An 18,746-nucleotide genomic window follows, 5' to 3' on the forward strand; every position below is an offset into this window, starting at 1 on the left:
CCCCTGACGATCGTCAGGGGGAGGCCCTTGCCCTTCGGCCCGGGTCTGCCGTTCCCTGGGCTTCTAGGTTCACTTCCCATGAAGCGAGAAACCGGAAGAAACAGGACCCGGAACGGACGGCCGTTGGCCGCCTGCGTCGTTCTGGGGGCGGGCGCGGCCGTCGTCGCGGGGCTTGCCCCGGGCGGATTGGGCAGGGCCGGAGCCGTGGAGGTGACGGGCGGCGCGTCCGCGTCCGCGTACCGTTCGCTGACCGGGGCGGTGGCTGACGGTCCCTCATGGACGGGGCCGCTGCTGGAGGCGGCTACCGAGGGCACCCTGGTGGCTCTCGGGCTGCTGTTGGTGTGGGCCTGGTGGGGTGCCGTACGTCGTGGGGACACCCGGCTGTCCGCCGGTACCGTGCTCACCGGCATCGGCACCGTACTGGCCTACGCGGTCAGCGAGGCCGTGAAGCAGGTGGTGGACGAGGCGCGCCCCTGCCGGGTCCTGCACAGCGGCGCGGAGGCCGTCGCCGAGTGTCCGGACCCTGGCGACTGGTCCTTCCCGAGCAACCACGCCACCCTGGCCGCCGGCCTCGCGGTGGGCCTGGCCATGCTGCGGCCGCGCCTCGCCGCCGTCACCCTGCCGTTGGCCGGCGCGGCGGCGTTGCTGCGGGTCCTGGTGGGGGTGCACTACCCGCACGACGTGCTGGCCGGTGCGGTCCTCGGGGGGTCGGTGACGGCGGCCGTGCTGCTCGCCTTCCTGCCGCTGGCCCGGACCGCGGCGTCAGCGCTCGGGAGGCGGCTCGGCAGGCGCGACGATCCCGGCCTCGTGGGCGACGACCGCCGCGGCGGCACGGTTGTCCACACCCAACCTGGCCAGGATGGAGCTCACATGGGCCTTGACCGTCCCTTCCACCACATGGAGCCGCCGGGCGATCTGTCCGTTGGACAGCCCGCTGCCGAGGAAGGCCAGCACGTCGCGTTCCCGGCCGGTCAGCGCACGGACCCGTTCCCGGGCGGCGGTGCGGCGGCCGGCCAGAGCACCCGCGCCCGTCGCCGAGAGATGGGCGACGACCCGCGCCGCGACCTTCGGTGACAGATAGGCGGCGCCGTCGGCCACCGCGCGGACTCCCGCGATGAGCTCCTCGGGCTCGCCCGACTTGATCAGGAAGCCCGCGGCGCCGCCTCCGAGCGCCTGGAGGATGTAGTCGTCCTCACCGAAGGTCGTGAGCATCACGACCCCCGTCTCCGGCACCGTGCGCCGGATCTCGGCCGCCGCCTCGATGCCGTTCATCCCGGGCATCCGGATGTCGAGCACGGCAACGGCCGGGCGATGGCGGCGGACCAGCTCCACGGCGTCGTGCCCGTCGGCGGCCTCGGCGACGACATCGATTTCCGGATCGGTGGACAGAACGGAGCCCACACCCTTGCGGATCATCGGCTCGTCGTCGGCGATCAGCACCCGGATCACCGGCCGCTCACCGTCCCTTCCCCGCGCAGCGGAATCATGGGGTCAGGGCCTCCTTCGACATCAGCCTGCCGTTTTGGAAGCAGAGCCGGTAGGCGTCCCCGGACCGGTCGTCGAAGCGGTCCGCCGTCATCGCGTAGTACTCGCACGTGGTGTCCTTTCCCTTCGGTTCCCCGGCCACCGGCCGCTGGGTGGTCTGGCGCTCGGGCAGCAGCCGTTTCACCGTGTCCCGATCCTGTCCCACCCGCAGCCGGGCGTAGTCGCCCGGGTCCAGCACGGACTGCCGGGCCGAGCGGATGTCCCAGCCCATGAGGGCGGCACTCAGCACCGCCCACGCCACCAGGGGCAGCACGACCGCCGTGGCCAGCGCCCGGCGGGCACGGCTGCGGGCGTGCCGGTGTTCCGGGGGCAGTGCCGGAGCCGACGCCCGGGGTGCCGCGGCCGGGCGGCGGGCGGGCGGGGTGCGCGGTATCCGCGCGGTGACCGCGAAGCCGCCCTCGTACGGACCGTGCTCGAACATGCCGCCCGCCAGCCGCACCCGTTCGTCGAGCCCGATCAGCCCTCGCCCCGTGCCCGGTACGCCCTCCGGGCCGCCCCGCGCGGGCGAGGGTCCGTTCTGTACCCGGACCGTCGTCTCCTCGGCGGTGTGCGTCACCCGCACGCTCACCCGTGCGTGCGGCGCGTGCTTGGCCGCATTGGTCAGGGACTCCTGGACGACCCGGTGGGCGGCCCGTGCGGCCGATGGCGACACCCCGTCGGCGTCGCCGTCGATCCGCAGGGCGACCGCGAGGCCGGCGGCTGCGGCCTCCTCGACCAGCCGGGGAATGCCGGGTCCGGGCGGCCGCGGCGGCTCGTCGTCCGCCTCCTCGCGCAGGATGCCGATCACCTCGCCGAGCCGCTCCACCGAAGCGGCCGCCCGGGCCCGGATCTCCCCGGCCGCGGTCCGCTGGGCCTCGTCCAGGCCGGGGGCGAGTTTGAGGGCGCCCGCCGACAGGGCGATGAGACTGAGGTCGTGCCCGAGGACGTCGTGCATGTCCTGGGCGATCCGGGCCCGCTCCCGGGAACGCGCCTGTTCGGCGACGAGCTGCTGTTCGCGCTCCAGCCGGCCGGCCCGCTCCCAGCCCGCCCGGACGAGTTCCTGGTACTGGCGCCAGAAGCGCCCGGCGAACCAGGGCAGCATCGCGGCCACCGCCACCACCGCGACGAACCGCCCCGCCATCAGCAGCCACGAGGGCACCAGGGCCACTGCCACGACTCCGCCCGCGACGACCGCGATGAGCAGGAGGACCGTGGGTCCGGTCCTTCCCGGCTCCCGGCCGGCGAAGAAGGCCGCCGCCGCCGCGAGCAGGGCCCACCACGAACTGACGGCGCTCAGTCCGACACAGACCGCCGCGACAACGGTCAGAAGGCTCCCCGGTTCGACGGCCCGCCGGGCCGCACCGCTGATCATTGCTCTGTACACCCGTACGACGGTACGCAGCCGAGGGGCGTCCCGGCACTGCCGAAAGTCAACCCTGCGCGTGCGGTGTCCCTGTCACCCCGTTGTCATGCGTGCGCTGTGCCCCGGCGTCGACAGCGCAGACCGGACCGGCTTGCCGGAGATCCTGTCGGGCCCGACTCGGCGGGAGCAGTGGTTCTGATGGGGCATGAGCTCGTCGACCGTACCGGCCGTCGCCGTCGCCGTCGCCATCGAGTCGAACGGTGTGCTCCATGAGCAGGACGGTCGGCTGTTCACTCGTGGCATTCCCCGCCGGCCCGGTCGTGCACTCCGGACAAGCGCGTCATCAGCTTGCAGCCACGGGCGGGACGCCCCGAGCGTGGAGTCGGCGTCCCCCCGGGCTGTCTGCTCGGTCGGCTCAGGCGTTGGGACGCTTGCCGTGATTGGCCTTCTTCTTCTTGCGGCCGCGGCGCTTGTTTCCTCGCTTCGCCATGCTGCACATCTCCCTCATTCAGGATGTTTCGGGCCTTCGTCAGTCTAGGTTCGACCCGGTGCAGCCGCATCGGAGGCGCTCCGCGGCCGGGTGCGCAGCGCCTGCGTGAACCACGTGAATGCCGGTGCCGGGTCGTCCGGGGGAGGCCAGGCGTTGATCACAGCGAGCAGCTCCAGGTACCGCTGCCGGCGGGGGTCGTTCGCGGTCTCCAACAGGGTCAGCAGTCGTTGGCGGAGGGCGAGGTCGTCGGGGTGGCCGATGCCGTGTGCGTAATCGGTCATGACCGGTTCGACGATCGGATCCGTGTGTGGCGCGTGCCCCCACTCTCACGCCTCCCCCTGCGGGAGACTCAAGCCCCGGTCACGTCGTAACGTGTCTCCTTCACATCCGCACCATCCGCACCATCCCGTGGGGGGAATCCATGTCGTACGGCTATCCGCCGCCTCAGCCGGATCAACAGCCGTCGGCGTACCAGCAGTGGCCGCAGCCGGGCCCGGGAGCGGGCGGCTTTCCGCAGCCGCCGAAGAAGTCCCGTACCGGGCTGATCGTCACGCTGTCCGTGGTGGGTGGGGTGGCTGTCCTGCTGGCCATCGGCGTGCTGATCGCCACCTCGGTCGGCAGTAACTCGTCGTCGGACAAGTCGAATCCGCCGTCGGTGGAGGCCACGGAGGGCGGTGCTCCTGTGGAGGGCGGGGCGTCCGGCGTGCCCACCGAGCCGCCTGCTGCGGGGGACGCGGGGGCCGAGGACGATGTGCGGATCACCAGTTGTGAGCTGGACTCGGTGACGCAGTGGCCCGCGGCGGATGTGGAGATCGTGAACCACACCGGGGCGCGGGCGTCCTACATCGTGAACGTGGAGTTCGTGGACGGGAACGGTACGCGCCACGGCGAGGGGCTGACGTCGTCTTCCGACCTGGATGCCGGGCAGAAGTCCGTGGGGAAGGCCCAGGGGCTGGGGAAATTCACGGGCAAGCTCACGTGCAGGGTCGCGAAGGTGTCGCGGTTCCCGGCGCCCTAGCCCCGGCACCGTAGCCCCAGCCGTTCGGCTCCGGGTTCGGCCCCGGCCGTTCGGCTCCGACTGTTCGCGGACCGGATTTCCCGCGTGACGCACGGCTGCCCGGCTTCACCGCCGCGCTTCCCGGGGCGTCACCCGTATGGATGCGTCCGGGTGGTAGCCCGGGAAGACGCCACGCAGGGTCGGTTCTGTCTTGCAGTCCCGCTCCGGCCAAGGAGTTCCCATGGCACATTCAGCGCATGCGACCGGCTCGGCCCGTTCCGCCGGCCAGGAGGACATCAACCCCTGGGCGGCCGGCGGGATCACGTTCGCCGGCGTGCTGCTTCTCGTCGACGGCGTCTTCGGAGTGATCAAGGGCATCAGCGGTATCGCCTCCGACCAGGTCTACGCGCGCATGAGCAACTACACGTTCAAGTTCGATGTGACCGCATGGGGATGGATCCACCTCGTCCTCGGCATCCTGCTCGGATTCGTCGGCTGGGGCATCCTCAAAGGCGCCACCTGGGCCCGTGCCACGGGTGTCGTACTTGCCGCCGTCAACCTGGTCATGAACTTCATGTGGCTGCCGTACCAGCCGACCTGGGCGATCATCTCCATCGCCATCGACACATTCGTGATCTGGGCCCTGTGCACGGAGACCTCGAAGGCGGTCATCTGAGCCGTCAGGGTGTACGGGCCCGGCCCGGCCTTCCTGGGCGGAGGCCGGTCCACGCCGGCCCTTGCCATGAGCGGGTGCCGTGAGTGAGTGAAGGGACTGCGGTGTCGAAGGAGAACACGGAAGAGCTTGTCGCCCTTGCCGCCGAGGCGTATGTCTACGGCTGTCCGCTGGTCCATGACCTGTCGGCGGTCGAGGACTTCATGCACACGGGCTTCGGTCCGCTGCCGCCCACCCCCTTCAACCACTTCGCGCACTCCGCTCAACTGGATCTCCCTTACACGCACTTCGTGTCCGCCGACAACGACACCGTCCACTCGATCGCCCACCTCGACCTCTCCGGCGGTCCGGTCGTGCTCCATGTCCCCGACACGGACGGCGCGTACTACGTGCTGCAGTTCGTGGACGCCTGGACCAACAACTTCGCGTACGTCGGCCGCCGTGCCACCGGTACGGGGGCCGGGGACTGGCTCGTCGTGCCGCCGGGCTGGTCGGGCAGCGTGCCCGACGGGGTGCGCGGGGTGATCGACGCACCGACCTCCGTCGTCTCCGTCATCGGCCGCAACGCCTGCAACGGTCCGGAGGACCTGGAACGGGTGCGCGCCCTTCAGGCACAGTTCGCCCTCACGCATCTCGAACCGGGCACTCATCGCACGGGACTGCCCGCGCCCGACTCCGACGTACCGGAGCCGCTGCGGTTCTTCGAGCAGCTCAGGGTCTGGATGGCGGACTTCCCGCCGTCCGCGGCCGACCAGGCCTATCAGGACCGGTTCCAGCCGCTGGAGCTGCTGGAGGAGGGGCCCTCGCCGTACGTGTCCGCCGACCCCGCCCTCGTACACGCACTGACCGAGGGCCTCGCGCGGGGCAGAGCGCGGGTGGAGGAGGCGAGCCGGCCCGCGGCGGCGCGCGAGGGCTGGGAGATGGATCCGCATCTCTTCGACTACAACCTCGACTGGCACGGCGTCGGGGTTGTCGACTCCCCGCAGTGGCGGATCACTGACCGCGAGGCCTCCTATCCGGCCAGAGCGGTGGCGGCACGGACCGTGCTGTGGGGGAGCCACGGGTATGAGGCGGTGTACGCGCACACCGTCCGCGACGCCGACGGTGAGCAGCTGAACGGCGCCCACTCCTATGTGCTGCGCTTCGAGCGGCAGCCGCCGGTCGAAGCGTTCTGGTCCGTGACCATGTACGGCCTGCCGGACCATCGCCTCGTCGAGAATCCGGCCGCGCGGTACTCGATCGGTGACCGTACGCCTGGTCTCGTGTACGGCGAGGACGGTTCGCTGACGGTCCACATCCAGAGGGAGCGTCCGGCCGACCCGGATGCGGCGGCGAACTGGCTGCCCGCGCCCGACGGGGATTTCCGGCCCGTGCTCGGGCTCTATACGCCGGGGCCGGAGATCCTCGACGGTACGTACGAGATCCCCGCCGTCGAACGGAGCGGTGAGCGGTGAGGTGAGCGGAACCGGGAGTGGCGAAGCGATGCGAGGTTGATGCCATCGGCAGATGCTCGCCTCGCCCGCTTCTTGTCGCAGACGCACGCCCCCGCCCTCCCGTTGTCAGTGGCCCGGGTCACACTGGACTCATGTGCCGCAGCATCAAGACCCTTCGCCCGCCCGCCCTCCCCGAAGAGGCCACCGAGGAGGACATCCGGGCTGCCGCCCTGCAGTTCGTACGCAAGGTGTCCGGCTTCCGGGCTCCGGCCGCGCACAACCAGGAGGTGTTCGACCGGGCCGTCGACGAGATCGCCGAGGCGACCGCCAGGCTGCTGGACGGTCTGGAGATACGGGGCGCCGTCAGGACGTCGTAGTGGCCGTCGCGGTCGATGCCTGGGCGGCGGCTTCCGCTGCCGGGCGCCGCATGACGTACGCGGCCAGGGCGCCCGCCACGAACAGGGCGAGGACCGAAACGGCCGTGCCCACCCAGGTCGCGCCGAGCCACTGGGCGCCGAAGTAGCCGAGGCCCACGCTGTAACCGGCCCAGGCCACGCCCGCCAGGGCCGACCAGGGCAGGAATTCCTTCGCCTTGCGATGCGCGGCGCCCGCGCCCAGGGAGACGACCGAGCGTCCGGCCGGGGCGAAGCGGGCGATGACGACGAGGATGCCGCCGCCCCGGGCCAGGGCGGTGCCGAGGCGTTCCTGCGCGGAGGTGAGCCGGCGGGAGCGGGCGATGGCCCGGTCCAGGCGCTCGCCACCGCGCCAGGCCAGCCGGTACGCGACGAGGTCGCCGAGCACCGAGGCGGTGGCCGCGCACAGGATCAGGGCAAGGAGGGAGGGGACCTCGGGTACCTGCTCGGCGCCGTGCGTCGCGGAGGCCGCGCCTGCGACGGTCGTCGAACCGGCGGCTGCCGTGGCAGCGGCGATCACCAGGACTCCGCTGGGCAGCACGGGCAGAAAGACGTCCAGGAGCACCGAGACCGCGACCACGGCGTAGATCCATGGGCTGCCGGTCAGCGCACCCACACTCTCAAGCACCTACTACTCCCCGATCCGGAACAACGCCGCGACGTCGCAGGGGAGCGGCAGGAGCGGCAGGGCCAGCTGTACAGCGTACGCCTGAGGCTCATCCGGTGATCTACAAATACGGATGATGTTGGAAAGCTCACGTACACCCGGAAATGGGAAGCCTGGGTTCCGGGTGTACGTGAGAGAACGGCCCGTGAGCGGAAGGGGCGGTCCGGTCGTGATCGGGCCGTGACGGCCGTCGGTGGGGCCGTCACTCCGGTCGTCAGACCGTTACGGCCGGTGCCTGCTCGCGTGCGCGGTCCTCGCTGTCGCTCTCCGCGCCGCCCCGGCTGAACAGCCGGTCCAGGGCCAGCGCGCCGGGGCCGGTGAAGATCAGCAGGAGGAACACCCAGCAGAAGACGGCCGAGGGCTCGCCGCCGTTCTGCAGCGGGAAGAGCGCCTCGGGCTGGTGGACCTTGAAGTACGCGTACGCCATGGAGCCGGAGGAGATCAGGGCGGCGATGCGGGTGCCCAGGCCGAGCACCACCAGGCTGCCGCCGACGAGCTGGATGACCGCCGCGTACCAGCCGGGCCAGGTTCCGGCGGGTATGGAACCGCCGCCCATCGCGCCGCCGAGGACGCCGAAGAGAGAGGCGGCGCCGTGGCAGGCGAAGAGCAGGCCCATGACGATCCGGAACAGGGCGAGGGCATAGGGCTGAGCCTGGTTCAGGCGTGTGTGCATGGGGGGAGGGCTCCTTCGGTCTGGTGGGGACGTGAACCGATCGAGTGCCCCAGGTTAGGGAAACCTCACCAATGCTTGCAAGTTCAACATTTGGTTGCCTGGCTGAAAGTCGTCCCATGGTTGTCGGCCAGGGGGCGGTCCGGCACCGTCTCCAGCTGCGCACCCTTCTTCGTCGCCTTGGCCTGAACCAATGTCGGCGCAGCTTTCCGGCCATGCAGGGTGAGTGTCATGAGCTGATTGCCGAACCACGGTCCGCCGGTCCTGCGCCAGTGGACCGGAGGTGTGCCCGTCCGCCCGTGCCGCGCCGGCAGTCGGCCGAGCCGCCGCCCCGCCCGGCTCCAGCCGAAGCGGAAGCCGGCCCTGAGCGGGCCGGGGATCGAGTTGTGCACAGGGGAGCAGGTCAGCTGAAGGATGCGTGCCTCCGGGGCGCCGCCGGGCACCCCGGCCGGCCATGCCGGCTCCGCGATGTGCGCGTGGTGCACATCGCCCGACAGCGCGCATACCGACGCCGGGGCGTCCGGCCCGCGGCCCGCCTGCCGGATCAGCTCGGTCAGCTCCCCGAAGGGGTCGGGGAAGGCCGCCCAATGTTCCAGGTCGGAGCGTTGGCGCAGCTTCTCGCCGAAGCGCGCCCAGCGCCCCTCGGGCCCGCCGCGCTCGCCACGGCGCAGCGCGGCGTTCCACTGCTCCGCGTCGTGGACGTGCGGCGGCAGGAGCCACGGCAGCGAAGTGCCGATCAGGAGATGGTCGTACGAACCGGGGTCGGCAAGGGCTTCCTCGCGCCCCAGCGGGCCTCTTCGGCGTCGAGCACCGACCGCCGCTGCTCGTCGAGCTCGCGGGCCGCGCGGGTGTCCACCATCAGCAGCCGTACTCGGCCGAAAACACGTCGGTAGCTCCAGCGCGTACGGGTCGGTTCGGCGTACGGGTCGGTTCGGCGTCCGCCTCGGCAGCGAAGCGGCGCAGCGTCTCGGTGCCGTCCGGGGTGGCGCGGACCGCGGCGTAGAGCGGGTCGGCGGTCAGCTCGGCGCCGCCGAGACAGCAGCGCGCCGGCCGCTCGAACCCTGCCGACTTCCCTCGTCTCACCGTGGTTCGACGCATCTGACGGAGTGTTCGGAGCGCCGGTAGGCGGGCGAGAGCAGATGGACCACTTCGTATTCTCCGCCGGGGCAGTCGTCGTTCAACACTCGCGTATCGATCAGCAGGCGGTTCACGGTGTGCCCGTCGCGTTCCAAGAGGTCTCTCAGGAACGTTTCGGGAGCTGCCCTGAGCGCACTCTGCTCGGCCTCGGTCAGTTCAAGTCTGTAGACCTCAACGGCGGATGCTTCAACTTCCGTCGGGCGGTGGACGGTAGCCATGGCGGCACCTCTCGCTGGGACGTCTCTTTCCAGCATGCGCTGATCGGGTTGTCCCGCAACTGCTCCGAGGCGGAGCGCCTCCACGTTCGGGGGGAGATGCGGGTTCGAACCCCGTCCGCGACGCCTCGTCTTCGACGTCATGCACTCCGGGACCTCTCGGAGCCGGCCTCTGACGTCGCAGCGGTCTCCCGGTCGACGTACCGCAGCAGTGGTCCCAGCCGGAGCCCGGCCATGGTGTGCCCGTCTCGCGTCGTCCCGGTGTACGGGTACGGAGCCGTGCGGCGTGCACGGCTCCGTACGGTACGGAACGACGTGGGAGGGCGGGCCGGTTCCGCTCAGCGGCCCCCGGCTCTTCGGCGGGGCCGGACGCGGTTGCCCGGCGCGGTCCTCGCTGTGTCGTTCGGCGGCCGTTCAGCAGCCGTTCAGGACGGACTGCAGGGCGCTCTTCTCGGCCGAGTCGACGCTCAGGTCGTAGTAGTGCTTCACATGCACCCAGGCGCGCACGTACGTGCACCGGTACGCGGTGCGCGAGGGCAGCCAACTGGCCGGGTCCTGGTCACCCTTGGACTGGTTGACATTGTCGGTGACCGCGATCAGCTGCGGGCGCGTCAGGTCGTTGGCGTACGCCTGTCGTTGGGCGGTCGTCCAGCTGCTGGCGCCCGATCGCCAGGCCTCGGCGAGCGGGACCATGTGGTCGATGTCCAGATCGGATGCGGCGGTCCAGGTGGCGCCGTCGTACTCCGAGTACCAACTTCCGCTGACGGCTGCGCAGCTGGAGTTCTGCGTCACATTCGTGCCGTCCCGATCGAGGACGACCTCACGGGTGTTGCAGGTGCCCGACTGGGTGATCCAGTGCGGGAACTTGTCGCGGCTGTAGCCGGTCGACGAGCCCTCCGCGGAGACTGTCAGTTCGCTCAGATAGGTACGGGCGGTCGATGCCGAGACCGGGGTGGGCATGGCCGCCTGGGCGGTGGGGGCGGTGAGCAGTCCGGTGGTTGCGGCGAGGGCGGCGGATGCGGCGACGACAGTGATGCGACGCGCGTAGACACCTGACATGCGAACTCCCTTGATGTGGGGGGACCTTGGACGGGCGACCCGTGGGGCCCGGCCATCGTGGCGGCGCCAGGTTTCCGTGGGGTGGGCGCCAGGTAACAGAGTGGCGACATGGGCACGTCACATCAAGAGTTCTGACGAACAGGGCTGGGGCATGGGGGCGTACGTCCGCATCTGCGCGGGCGCATGTACTGACGCACCGGCAATTCGCCGGTGCAGTGGCCCGATTCGCTCAGGTGCTCCGGGCCTGGCCGGTCGTAGGGTTACGGCGTGCTGCTACCGGTCGACATCACGCTCGGGGTCGTCCTGGCCCTGCTGCTCGCGGCGGCGGCCTCCGTCGCCGCCCTGGCCTCGCTCGGCCGGTCGCGCGAGATCCTGCTGGCCGGGCTGCGGGCCGCGGTCCAACTCGCCGCGGTTTCCCTGCTCATCGGCTGGGTGGTCCGTTCGCTGCCGCCGCTGCTCGGGTTCGTGGCGTTGATGTACGCCGTGGCGGTACGGACCGCGGGCCGTCGGATCACCCGCAATCGCACCTGGTGGTGGGCGGCTCTGCCGATCGGGGCGGGGGTCGCGCCGGTGGTCGCCCTGCTGCTGCTCACCGGACTCGTTCCGGTCCGGGGCATCACGCTGATCCCGGTGACCGGCATCCTCATCGGGGGTGCGCTGACCGCGACCGTGCTCGGCGGGCGGCGGGCGCTGGACGAGTTGACGACCCGGCGCGGGGAGGTGGAGGCGGGTATGGCGCTCGGGCTGCTCGACCGTGACGCGAGGCTGGAGATCGCCCGGCCCGCGGCGGCGGACGCGCTGCTGCCGGGGCTCGATCAGACGCGGACGGTGGGGCTCGTCACATTGCCGGGCGCCTTCGTGGGCATGCTGCTGGGCGGCGCCTCGCCGGTCCAGGCGGGGGCCGTGCAGCTGTTCGTACTGGTGGCGCTCATGGCCGTACAGGCGGTGGCTGTCACGACCGTGCTCGAACTGGTGGCACGGGGACGGCTGCACCGGGACTGAGGGCTGCCGCAGGCCGGCTGTCGCGGACCGGGGCCCGCCGGGGCCCGGCTATCGCGCGCTGATGCGCAGCCGGATCGAACCGTCGGCCGCCGCTTCCACCCGGAGCTGAGTCAGGTCCTCGACGTGTGCGTCGGGCGAGAGTGCTGAGGCCCGCGGGCCGACGCCCACGACACGCATGCCCGCCGCCCGGCCGGCCGCGATGCCCGCCTCCGAGTCCTCGAAGACGACACAGTCCGCCGGGGCGAAGCCCAGCTCGGCCGCTCCCTTGAGGAAACCCTCGGGGTCCGGCTTGCTCGCGCCGACGCTCTCGGCGGTGACGCGGATGACCGGCATCCGCAGTCCGGACGCGTTCATCCGGGTCCGGGCCAGCGCCTCGTCGGCCGAGGTGACCAGGGCGTGCGGGAGCCCGGCGATCGCGTCCATGAAGGCGGGTGCGCCGGCGATCGGGACGACGCCGTCGGTGTCGGCGGTTTCCTCGGCGAGCATCGCCCGGTTGTCCGCGTAGTTCTGCTCCATCGGGCGGTCCGGGAGGAGCACCGCCATGGTGGCGTACCCCTGCCGCCCGTGGACCACCTTGAGCGCGGCCTCCGGGTCGAGCCCCTCCCGCAGTGCCCAGCGCCGCCAGCAGCGCTCCACGACGGCGTCGGAGTTCACGAGGGTGCCGTCCATGTCCAGGAGCAATGCCTTAAAAACGCCAATGGTCTCTGACCTGGGCAAGGGGCCGTCCTCTGTGTGAGACAAGTTTGTTTCGCCACGATACAAAAAGGATGCCGCTCTGGTCAATCCAGAGGCGCGCTGGAGGCCCGGCCGCATTCGCGATCGGGCCTCCAGTTGTCTTCATCGCCGATGCGATCGGTGTATCCCTAGCCGACTTCCTACGCGAATGAGCCCCGGCCGGCCGACGGGGGGCGCCGACCAGGGCGGTCTCGGGGCGGTGGCTCCGTCAGTTCCCGCAGACGTTGCAGGGATATGCCGTCTGGGAGATGCAGTTGCCGTGATCGTCGTACACGTACACAACGCTCTTGGTTCCGGGGCAGTTCGGCGTGGAGCTACAGGCCATGGCGTGGTCTTCTCGGTGTCCCATACGAGAGCTTCGCCTTCTGTTCGAGAGTGGGCTCCCACTTCGCTCGGCATCCGGCGCAGTACCAGTCCCACCGTTCCGCTGTAGTCGGTGTGGTGCGGCTGGTGTCTCGCCAGAGCGCCGGGTGGTCGAGGCAGTGGGGGCATGACGGCGGCCGATACACCACGTGGTCCTCCTGTATGGGGTCCTGGCCAGGGTGGCTCGGTCACTGGGGACGTGCTGTGCTGACCCGCTGCGGCCACCCGTTCGGGGGACCTGCGGCGGGAGTCATCGGGGCTGTGCGCTGGTGCAGCAGGGTCCGGCCCATACCTCGGTGTCGAGGTTGTGGGCTCCGAGCTGGTTGCGGATGAACCCGACACTCACGGCGCCGGTGGTGAGGGGCTTCTTGCATCAGACGCAGGCGCGACCCATGGACTGGTCCCACGTCAGCGTCCCCGGACCGGGAAGCGGACGGGCGGGGGCGGTCACTGCTGCTTGGCCTTGCATTGGTCGCACTCGCAGTCCGGATACGCCGCGGTGAGGGAATACCGCTGACCGTAGGAACCCGTTGTGCATGCGAGCTACGAATGTGCAGAAGTGTGCGCACACTGCGCTCGCGCGGGTGGTTGGCCGCTTCGCACCCTTAACCGGTTGGTCCTTTTGGAAGACTGTGATGCGCACAACTGCACACCACATGGACGGAGGCCGGCATGTCGTTGCTGTTCATCGGGATCGAACCACGTCTACGACGACGCGCTCGTCTCTGTCGAACTGGTGTCTGCGCAGGTGAGAATCACGCAACCCAGCGAGATCGCCTTGTACGTGAAGGCGTTCGAGCAGATGAGACAGACAGCCGTGTACGGCGCTGAGGCGCGCGCCCTGATCGTGAAGGCCATCGATGCCCTGACCTGATCCGGGCGCACGAAACCGCCCCCGCACCGGCCGAAGCCGGAACGGGGGCGTGGTGAGCGGGCCCACTGCTGGGGACTGCCTGATCGGGCGAGTCGAGTCACCCCCATCGGTGCGGTGCGTTGGCGGGGGGCCTCCGAACCAATGTTATACGTTGCGTAATCAATCGGGCACGCAATGTGACCGCTTTGGAGTGGAGGAGTCCTTCATGCGCATTCGATCTGCCTGCGTCACGGTTGCCGTAGCGCTGAGTGCGACCGTACTTGGGGTGGGCACCGCCGACGCGACCGGGCCGTTGAGCGGCACCAAGGTCCGCAACTGGCAGACCGGCTATGTCCTCGGTGTTGCCGGTGGCTCGACGGTCGGCGGCGCCCAGATCCAGTACGAGGTCGACACCGACAACTTGGCCCAGAAGTGGGCCATCGACCCGGTCACCAGCAGCACCTTCCTGCTGCGCAATCTCAACAGTGACATGTGCGTCACTGCGGTGGGCGGAGGTAACACCGAAGCCCTCCAACAGCGTCCATGTGACGCCCGGTGGGACGAGCAGATCTTCAGCATGGAGGCCTCCAGTAAGGCCAACCGGTACCAGCTCAAGAACCAGGCCTACAACCTGTGCTTGAACCCCGGCACCACTGGCGCCCCCGCCTACGCCCGAGTTATCGCCTGTAGCGTTACCAACAACTACAACGCCCACTCGTTTGACGTCCGCTGACCTCTTCAGCGCGGAGTGATACGAAGCGGCGTGACGAGACCGCCCCCTCCCACACGGCGCGGGAGGGGGCGCGGTTACTTCTGCGGGATCTGCCACAGGGTCAGGGCGAGGCCGGTCACGTCGGCCGGTGCAGCGATGGACGGGAGCGGCCACCGGGTACGTTCGAGGGTGTCGAGGCGCTGCTCGTGGTCGTCGATACGCCGGTCGGTCTGGTCGCCACGCTGTACGAGCAGGGTGAGCGACCCATCGACCTTGGTGAAGCCGGTTTCCATTGCGCCGCGTAGCTTCTCCAGCTCGACCGCGACCGCGGCCGCCAGCCGCCTTGAGCGCCCGCTGACGTCCCTTCGCCGAGGGCGACTTGCGACCAGGGGCGAGGCCGGCCGGAAAGGCGGGCGGCGAGTACGGCTTGCGGACCCCGTGGACGAAGGGGTCGACGCAGCAGCGCCGGTCATCCCCCGCCGGCGGCGCGACGTAGCCCGGGACCGGGCCCGTGCTGCTCGCGAGCGGGCCCGACTGCAAGGGGAACTGGTTGAAACTCCAGGACGGATTGGCGAGGCTTCAGGCCGACCGCGCCGTGAACCCGGACGGCTACCCGCCCGGCGTCCATGAAGCCGCCCGCGACCGCATCAAGACCCAGGTGAGACGGCCGATCAGCTGCTCGCCAAGTCCGCCGTCATCGAGGCAACGCCCGACGTATCCGACTATGAGCTGCCGATCGTCGGGCTGCTGGATGAGTGGGAGACGATCGCTGACAGCGAGCGAAGCGGCATTCTTCGGCAGCTGCTCATCCGCGTTGCCGTCTACCGGGTAGAACGCGAGGGATACGCCCGCGCAGCGAGCCGCATCGAGTTTCACCCGGTGTGGGAGCCGGACCCATGGGAGGACGGTGGCCGGGCATGGGCGGGCTCCAGGGGGAAAGAGAACAAGTAGCCTCGCCCGCCGGTCAGGGAGTGGCGGGCGGAGGCTACTTTGTTCCATCACGATACAAAAACCCGTCCGGGAAAGCCAATTCGGTCCCGGGCGGGTTCGTCGGGCCGGGTGGTCAGGAGCGTCCCCGGCCCGTCGTCTCCGCCTCCAGGGCGCGGCGCGTATTGGGGCCGTACACCCCCGACGGGTCGCCCTCGATGGACTTGTACGACTGGTAGACGCTTACGGCGTGCTCGACCTGGCCCGTGAAGTCGCCGTCGTCCCGCCCGTGGAAGAGCCAGATCTCCTCCAGCCGGCGTTGCAGCTCGGCCACCGCGGGCCCCTGGTCGCCGAGGCGCAGCGTGGGACCGGCCAGTGGAGCGGGCGGTGCGGACGAGGCCGGACGGCTCGCGTGCGGCGTGGACGCCGAGGGCGAGGGGGTGGCCGGCTGTGAGGCGGCGGACGCGGAGGGGGACGGCGAGGCGCTCGCCGAGGGGGACGTGGAGGCGGACACGGACGCGGACGGTGACGTGGAAGCCGGTCCGGAGGGCGCGGCCGATGCGGAGGCCGATGCGGAGGCCGATGCCGTCTCCTCCGCCGGGGCGCTCGCCACGGTGCTCGGCAGGGCCTGTTCCCCGTCGGCGTCCCCGTTGCCGATTCCGTCGAACAGTCCGCCTGCGAACGCCGCCGTGCCCACGACCGCGGCCACGGCCGCTCCTGCGGCGAGTGCCGCGAAGGGCCGTCGGCGGCGCGGCTGAACGGGATCACCGGCGGGTGCGAAGGCCGGTGCGAGGTGCGGTGTGCGGGCCGTGGTGCCGGGGACTTCGGCCGGCTCGACGGCGTCCGGCGGCGGACCTGCTGTCGCCGGGCCGAGAAAGAGCGGCATCGTCGTGGCCGCGTCCCCCGCCGGTCTGTGGTGCTGCTCGTCGTCTGCGGCCGGTGTCTCGTCGCCCAGCGTCACGTACGGCCGGATGCGCAGTGGATCGAAGTCCTCCGCCGCCGCGATCTCCGCCGAGTCGGCCGCCGACCGCGCGGCCCGGTGCTGCTCGGCGGCCCGGCGCTGCTCGGCGGCCCGCTGTGCCGCCCGTTCCCCGCACGCGCAGCCGGCCCCGGGTCTTCCGCCCGGCCCTCCGCCCAGCGGCCCTCCGTCCGGGCGTCCATCAGGTCTCTGCTTCTCGCCCGGTCTGCTGTCCATACCGCACTCCGGGCATATATGTCCGGTCATATTGGGCCCCTCCCCTTGAACTGCCTGCGATTATGCAGCCCGCTGCCGGGATGCCCAATGCCGTACCGAAATGCGTACCCGGGATGAATCCCGCTGCGACACACGCCGCGACACCCGCCCAGGGCCCGTCCCCGCAGGTCCCGGGCCCGGTCCCGCTCGGCAGGCCATAACCGTGCGGAACGGCCAGGATGGGGATGTAGCGGATCCGAGGAGATGTTCCATGGCCAAGCATCTGAGCCCCCCGGCCCCGGCCCCCGGCGAGGACCGCTCCACGCGGTCGGTCATGGTGGCCATCGGTGCGCTTCTTCTCGGCATGCTTCTGGCCGCGCTCGACCAGACCATCGTCTCCACCGCGCTGCCGACCATCGTCAGCGACCTCGGCGGTCTGGAACATCTCTCCTGGGTCGTCACGGCCTATCTGCTGGCGTCGACCGCCGCGACGCCGCTCTGGGGCAAGCTCGGTGACCAGTACGGGCGCAAGAAGCTCTTCCAGACCGCCATCGTCATCTTCCTCATCGGCTCGGCGCTCTGCGGCGTCGCCCAGAACATGCCGCAGCTCATCGGCTTCCGGGCCCTTCAGGGCCTCGGCGGCGGCGGCCTCATCGTGCTCTCGATGGCGATCGTCGGCGACATCGTCGCGCCGCGCGAACGAGGCAAGTACCAGGGCCTGTTCGGAGCGGTCTTCGGCGCGACGAGCGTCCTCGGGCCGCTCCTGGGCGGCTTCTTCACCCAGCACCTCAGCTGGCGCTGGGTCTTCTACATCAACCTGCCGATCGGCGTCGTCGCGCTCCTCGTGATCGCCGCCGTGCTCTACATCCCGGTCCGTCGTACGCAGCACACCATCGACTACCTCGGCACCTTCCTCATCGCCTCCGTCGCCACCTGTCTGGTCCTCGTCGCCTCGCTCGGCGGCACCACCTGGGCCTGGGGCTCCGTGCAGATCATCACTCTCGCCGCGCTGAGCGTGCTGCTGCTGATCGCCTTCGTGCACGTGGAGCGCCGTGCCGCGGAGCCCGTCATTCCGCTGAAGCTGTTCCGGATCAGGACCTTCACCCTCGTCGCCGTCATCAGCTTCGTCGTGGGCTTCGCGATGTTCGGCGCGATGACCTATCTGCCGACCTTCCTGCAGGTGGTGCACAGCATCACGCCGACGATGTCCGGTGTGCACATGCTCCCGATGGTGCTCGGTCTGCTCCTCACCTCGACCCTGTCCGGGCAGATCGTCAGCCGCACCGGCCGCTGGAAGGTCTTCCCGATCGCGGGCACCGGCATCACCGCGATCGGACTGCAGCTCCTGCACCGGCTCACGGAGACCAGCAGCACCCTGGAGATGAGCATCTACTTCTTCGTCTTCGGTGCCGGGCTCGGCCTGGTGATGCAGGTTCTGGTACTGGTCGTGCAGAACGCCGTCACGTACGAGGATCTCGGCGTCGCCACGTCCGGAGCCACTTTCTTCCGCTCCATCGGCGCCTCGTTCGGTGTCGCCGTCTTCGGCACGATCTTCACGAACCGGCTCACCGACAAACTGGCCGCCGCGCTCACCGGCCGCTCCCTGCCCCCCGGGGTCAGTGCCCAGGGGCTGGCCGCCGACCCGCGCGCCATCGGCCGGCTGCCGCCCGCGCTGCGGCCCTCGGTGCTCCACGCGTACTCGACCTCGATCACCGATGTGTTCGTGTACGCGGCACCCGTCGTCCTGGTCGCCTTCGTCTTCGCGTGGTTCCTCAAGGAGGACAGGCTGCGCGGCTCGGTGACCGCGCCGGAGCCCACCGAGACCCTGGCGTCGAACCCGGTCGAGCGGTCCTCGTACGACGAATGCGCCCGGGCCCTCTCGGTGCTCGCCACCCGCGCGGGGCGCCGCAAGGTCTACGAGGAGATCACCAAGAGAGCGGGGTACGACCTGCTGCCCGCGGCGAGCTGGATGCTGCTGCGCACAGCCCGGCACGGCACGGTCGAACCGGCCATGCTCGCCGAGGTCACCCCGGTGCCGCTACGGGTGGTCACCGAGGCGGCACGTCAGCTGGAGGAGCGCGGACTGGTCCGGCGCGAAGGCGTACAGCTGGTGCTCACGGAGGCCGGCGCGGAAGTGGTGGTGAAGCTCGCGCAGGCCCGTGAGGAATCGATGGCCGAGCTGCTGGGCGACTGGTGGGGGCCGGAACGGCCGACGGACCTGGTCAAGCTCGTGGCGGAGCTGACCGCCGAGACGAACGGGTCGAGCAAGGAGCGGCCGCAGAGCCCCGAGGCGATGCGGGACCACACGGCCCGACCGCGGTGAGCCGCTTCGCGGACAC

At 70.5% G+C, this 18,746-nt stretch carries 18 protein-coding genes and 3 pseudogenes; 9 read left to right on the forward strand and 12 right to left on the reverse strand.

Translation table 11 applies throughout. The features are described 5' to 3' along the window. Positions 1-78 precede the first annotated feature (78 nt). Positions 79-786, forward strand: a pseudogene (locus IEZ15_RS44670) (phosphatase PAP2 family protein); the annotation flags it as partial. On the opposite strand, the gene IEZ15_RS44675 reads toward IEZ15_RS44670, so the two are convergent. The 4 genes from IEZ15_RS44675 to IEZ15_RS44680 all read right to left on the reverse strand — a co-directional run bounded on the left by IEZ15_RS44675 (position 763) and on the right by IEZ15_RS44680 (position 3,658). Then, the gene (locus IEZ15_RS44675; protein WP_114244331.1) at positions 763-1,449 is read right to left on the reverse strand and encodes a response regulator; all 687 of its coding nucleotides are present in this window, start codon (positions 1,447-1,449) and stop codon (positions 763-765) included. The pseudogene IEZ15_RS44670 and the gene IEZ15_RS44675 overlap by 24 nt on opposite strands. A 34-nt stretch (positions 1,450-1,483) precedes the next feature. Beyond that, on the reverse strand, positions 1,484-2,908 hold the full coding sequence (locus tag IEZ15_RS15625) for a sensor histidine kinase (protein WP_373302570.1): 1,425 nt from the start codon (positions 2,906-2,908) through the stop codon (positions 1,484-1,486). A gap of 394 nt (positions 2,909-3,302) precedes the next feature. Then, complete coding sequence (locus IEZ15_RS47045; protein WP_099504217.1) at positions 3,303-3,377, reverse strand: 50S ribosomal protein bL37; 75 nt, start codon at positions 3,375-3,377, stop codon at positions 3,303-3,305. A gap of 44 nt (positions 3,378-3,421) precedes the next feature. Next, complete coding sequence (locus IEZ15_RS44680) at positions 3,422-3,658, reverse strand: hypothetical protein (RefSeq protein ID WP_229845906.1); 237 nt, start codon at positions 3,656-3,658, stop codon at positions 3,422-3,424. Positions 3,659-3,798: 140 nt separating this feature from the next. Here IEZ15_RS44680 and IEZ15_RS15635 point away from each other — a divergent pair, with 140 nt between their 5' ends. The 4 genes from IEZ15_RS15635 (at position 3,799) to IEZ15_RS15650 (ending at position 6,857) form a co-directional block, all read left to right on the forward strand. Then, positions 3,799-4,395, forward strand: a complete 597-nt coding sequence (locus IEZ15_RS15635) for a hypothetical protein (RefSeq protein ID WP_189277366.1) — start codon at positions 3,799-3,801, stop codon at positions 4,393-4,395. A 220-nt stretch (positions 4,396-4,615) separates the two neighbouring features. Next, entirely contained in the window at positions 4,616-5,050 is a 435-nt protein-coding gene (locus IEZ15_RS15640; RefSeq protein WP_114244327.1) for a DUF7144 family membrane protein, read from the forward strand. An 83-nt stretch (positions 5,051-5,133) separates the two neighbouring features. Then, positions 5,134-6,501, forward strand: coding sequence for a DUF1254 domain-containing protein (locus IEZ15_RS15645; RefSeq protein WP_229845907.1), 1,368 nt, complete (start codon positions 5,134-5,136; stop codon positions 6,499-6,501). 131 nt (positions 6,502-6,632) lie between these two features. Next, the gene (locus IEZ15_RS15650; protein ID WP_114244326.1) at positions 6,633-6,857 is read left to right on the forward strand and encodes a DUF2277 domain-containing protein; all 225 of its coding nucleotides are present in this window, start codon (positions 6,633-6,635) and stop codon (positions 6,855-6,857) included. Here the strand turns inward: IEZ15_RS15650 and IEZ15_RS15655 are convergent. The 5 genes and pseudogenes from IEZ15_RS15655 to IEZ15_RS15675 form a co-directional block, all read right to left on the reverse strand. After that, positions 6,844-7,521 (reverse strand): DedA family protein, encoded by a 678-nt coding sequence (locus IEZ15_RS15655; RefSeq protein WP_114244325.1) that lies wholly within the window; start codon positions 7,519-7,521, stop codon positions 6,844-6,846. The two genes, IEZ15_RS15650 and IEZ15_RS15655, sit on opposite strands and share 14 nt — an antisense overlap. A 253-nt stretch (positions 7,522-7,774) precedes the next feature. Then, on the reverse strand, positions 7,775-8,233 hold the full coding sequence (locus tag IEZ15_RS15660) for a DoxX family protein (protein ID WP_189277368.1): 459 nt from the start codon (positions 8,231-8,233) through the stop codon (positions 7,775-7,777). Positions 8,234-8,316: 83 nt separating this feature from the next. Then, positions 8,317-9,265: pseudogene (locus IEZ15_RS15665) on the reverse strand (metallophosphoesterase family protein); the annotation flags it as partial. Positions 9,266-9,309: 44 nt separating this feature from the next. Further along, positions 9,310-9,585 carry a hypothetical protein gene (locus IEZ15_RS15670; RefSeq protein WP_114244323.1) on the reverse strand — a complete coding sequence of 92 codons (276 nt, stop codon included), beginning with the start codon at positions 9,583-9,585 and terminating at the stop codon, positions 9,310-9,312. A gap of 411 nt (positions 9,586-9,996) precedes the next feature. Then, positions 9,997-10,641, reverse strand: coding sequence for an HNH endonuclease family protein (locus IEZ15_RS15675; protein WP_189277370.1), 645 nt, complete (start codon positions 10,639-10,641; stop codon positions 9,997-9,999). 267 nt (positions 10,642-10,908) lie between these two features. On the opposite strand from IEZ15_RS15675, the gene IEZ15_RS15680 reads away from it, so the two are divergent. Continuing rightward, positions 10,909-11,643 (forward strand): ABC transporter permease, encoded by a 735-nt coding sequence (locus IEZ15_RS15680; protein ID WP_114244321.1) that lies wholly within the window; start codon positions 10,909-10,911, stop codon positions 11,641-11,643. Between the two features lie 48 nt (positions 11,644-11,691). On the opposite strand, the gene IEZ15_RS15685 is transcribed toward IEZ15_RS15680, so the two are convergent. After that, entirely contained in the window at positions 11,692-12,360 is a 669-nt protein-coding gene (locus IEZ15_RS15685) for an HAD-IA family hydrolase (protein ID WP_268250384.1), read from the reverse strand. Positions 12,361-13,441: 1,081 nt separating this feature from the next. Here IEZ15_RS15685 and IEZ15_RS15690 point away from each other — a divergent pair. Together IEZ15_RS15690 and IEZ15_RS15695 are read left to right on the forward strand one after the other, a co-directional pair. Further along, positions 13,442-13,615 (forward strand): annotated as a pseudogene (locus IEZ15_RS15690) (transcriptional regulator); the annotation flags it as partial. A gap of 205 nt (positions 13,616-13,820) precedes the next feature. Continuing rightward, the gene (locus tag IEZ15_RS15695) at positions 13,821-14,327 is read left to right on the forward strand and encodes an RICIN domain-containing protein (protein ID WP_114248971.1); all 507 of its coding nucleotides are present in this window, start codon (positions 13,821-13,823) and stop codon (positions 14,325-14,327) included. Between the two features lie 74 nt (positions 14,328-14,401). Here the strand turns inward: IEZ15_RS15695 and IEZ15_RS15700 are convergent, their stop codons facing one another. Together IEZ15_RS15700 and IEZ15_RS15705 are read right to left on the reverse strand one after the other, a co-directional pair. Beyond that, entirely contained in the window at positions 14,402-14,644 is a 243-nt protein-coding gene (locus IEZ15_RS15700) for a hypothetical protein (RefSeq protein ID WP_189277753.1), read from the reverse strand. A gap of 725 nt (positions 14,645-15,369) precedes the next feature. Further along, a complete protein-coding gene (locus IEZ15_RS15705) occupies positions 15,370-16,458 on the reverse strand; it encodes a peptidoglycan-binding domain-containing protein (protein ID WP_189277374.1) in 1,089 nt (362 codons plus the stop codon). A 220-nt stretch (positions 16,459-16,678) separates the two neighbouring features. Between IEZ15_RS15705 and IEZ15_RS15710 the strand changes: the two genes are divergently transcribed. Further along, positions 16,679-18,730 carry an MFS transporter gene (locus tag IEZ15_RS15710; RefSeq protein ID WP_189277376.1) on the forward strand — a complete coding sequence of 684 codons (2,052 nt, stop codon included), beginning with the start codon at positions 16,679-16,681 and terminating at the stop codon, positions 18,728-18,730. Positions 18,731-18,746 lie beyond the last annotated feature (16 nt).

This window comes from Streptomyces atratus (assembly GCF_014648655.1).
Taxonomy (GTDB): Bacteria; Actinomycetota; Actinomycetes; order Streptomycetales; family Streptomycetaceae; genus Streptomyces; species Streptomyces atratus.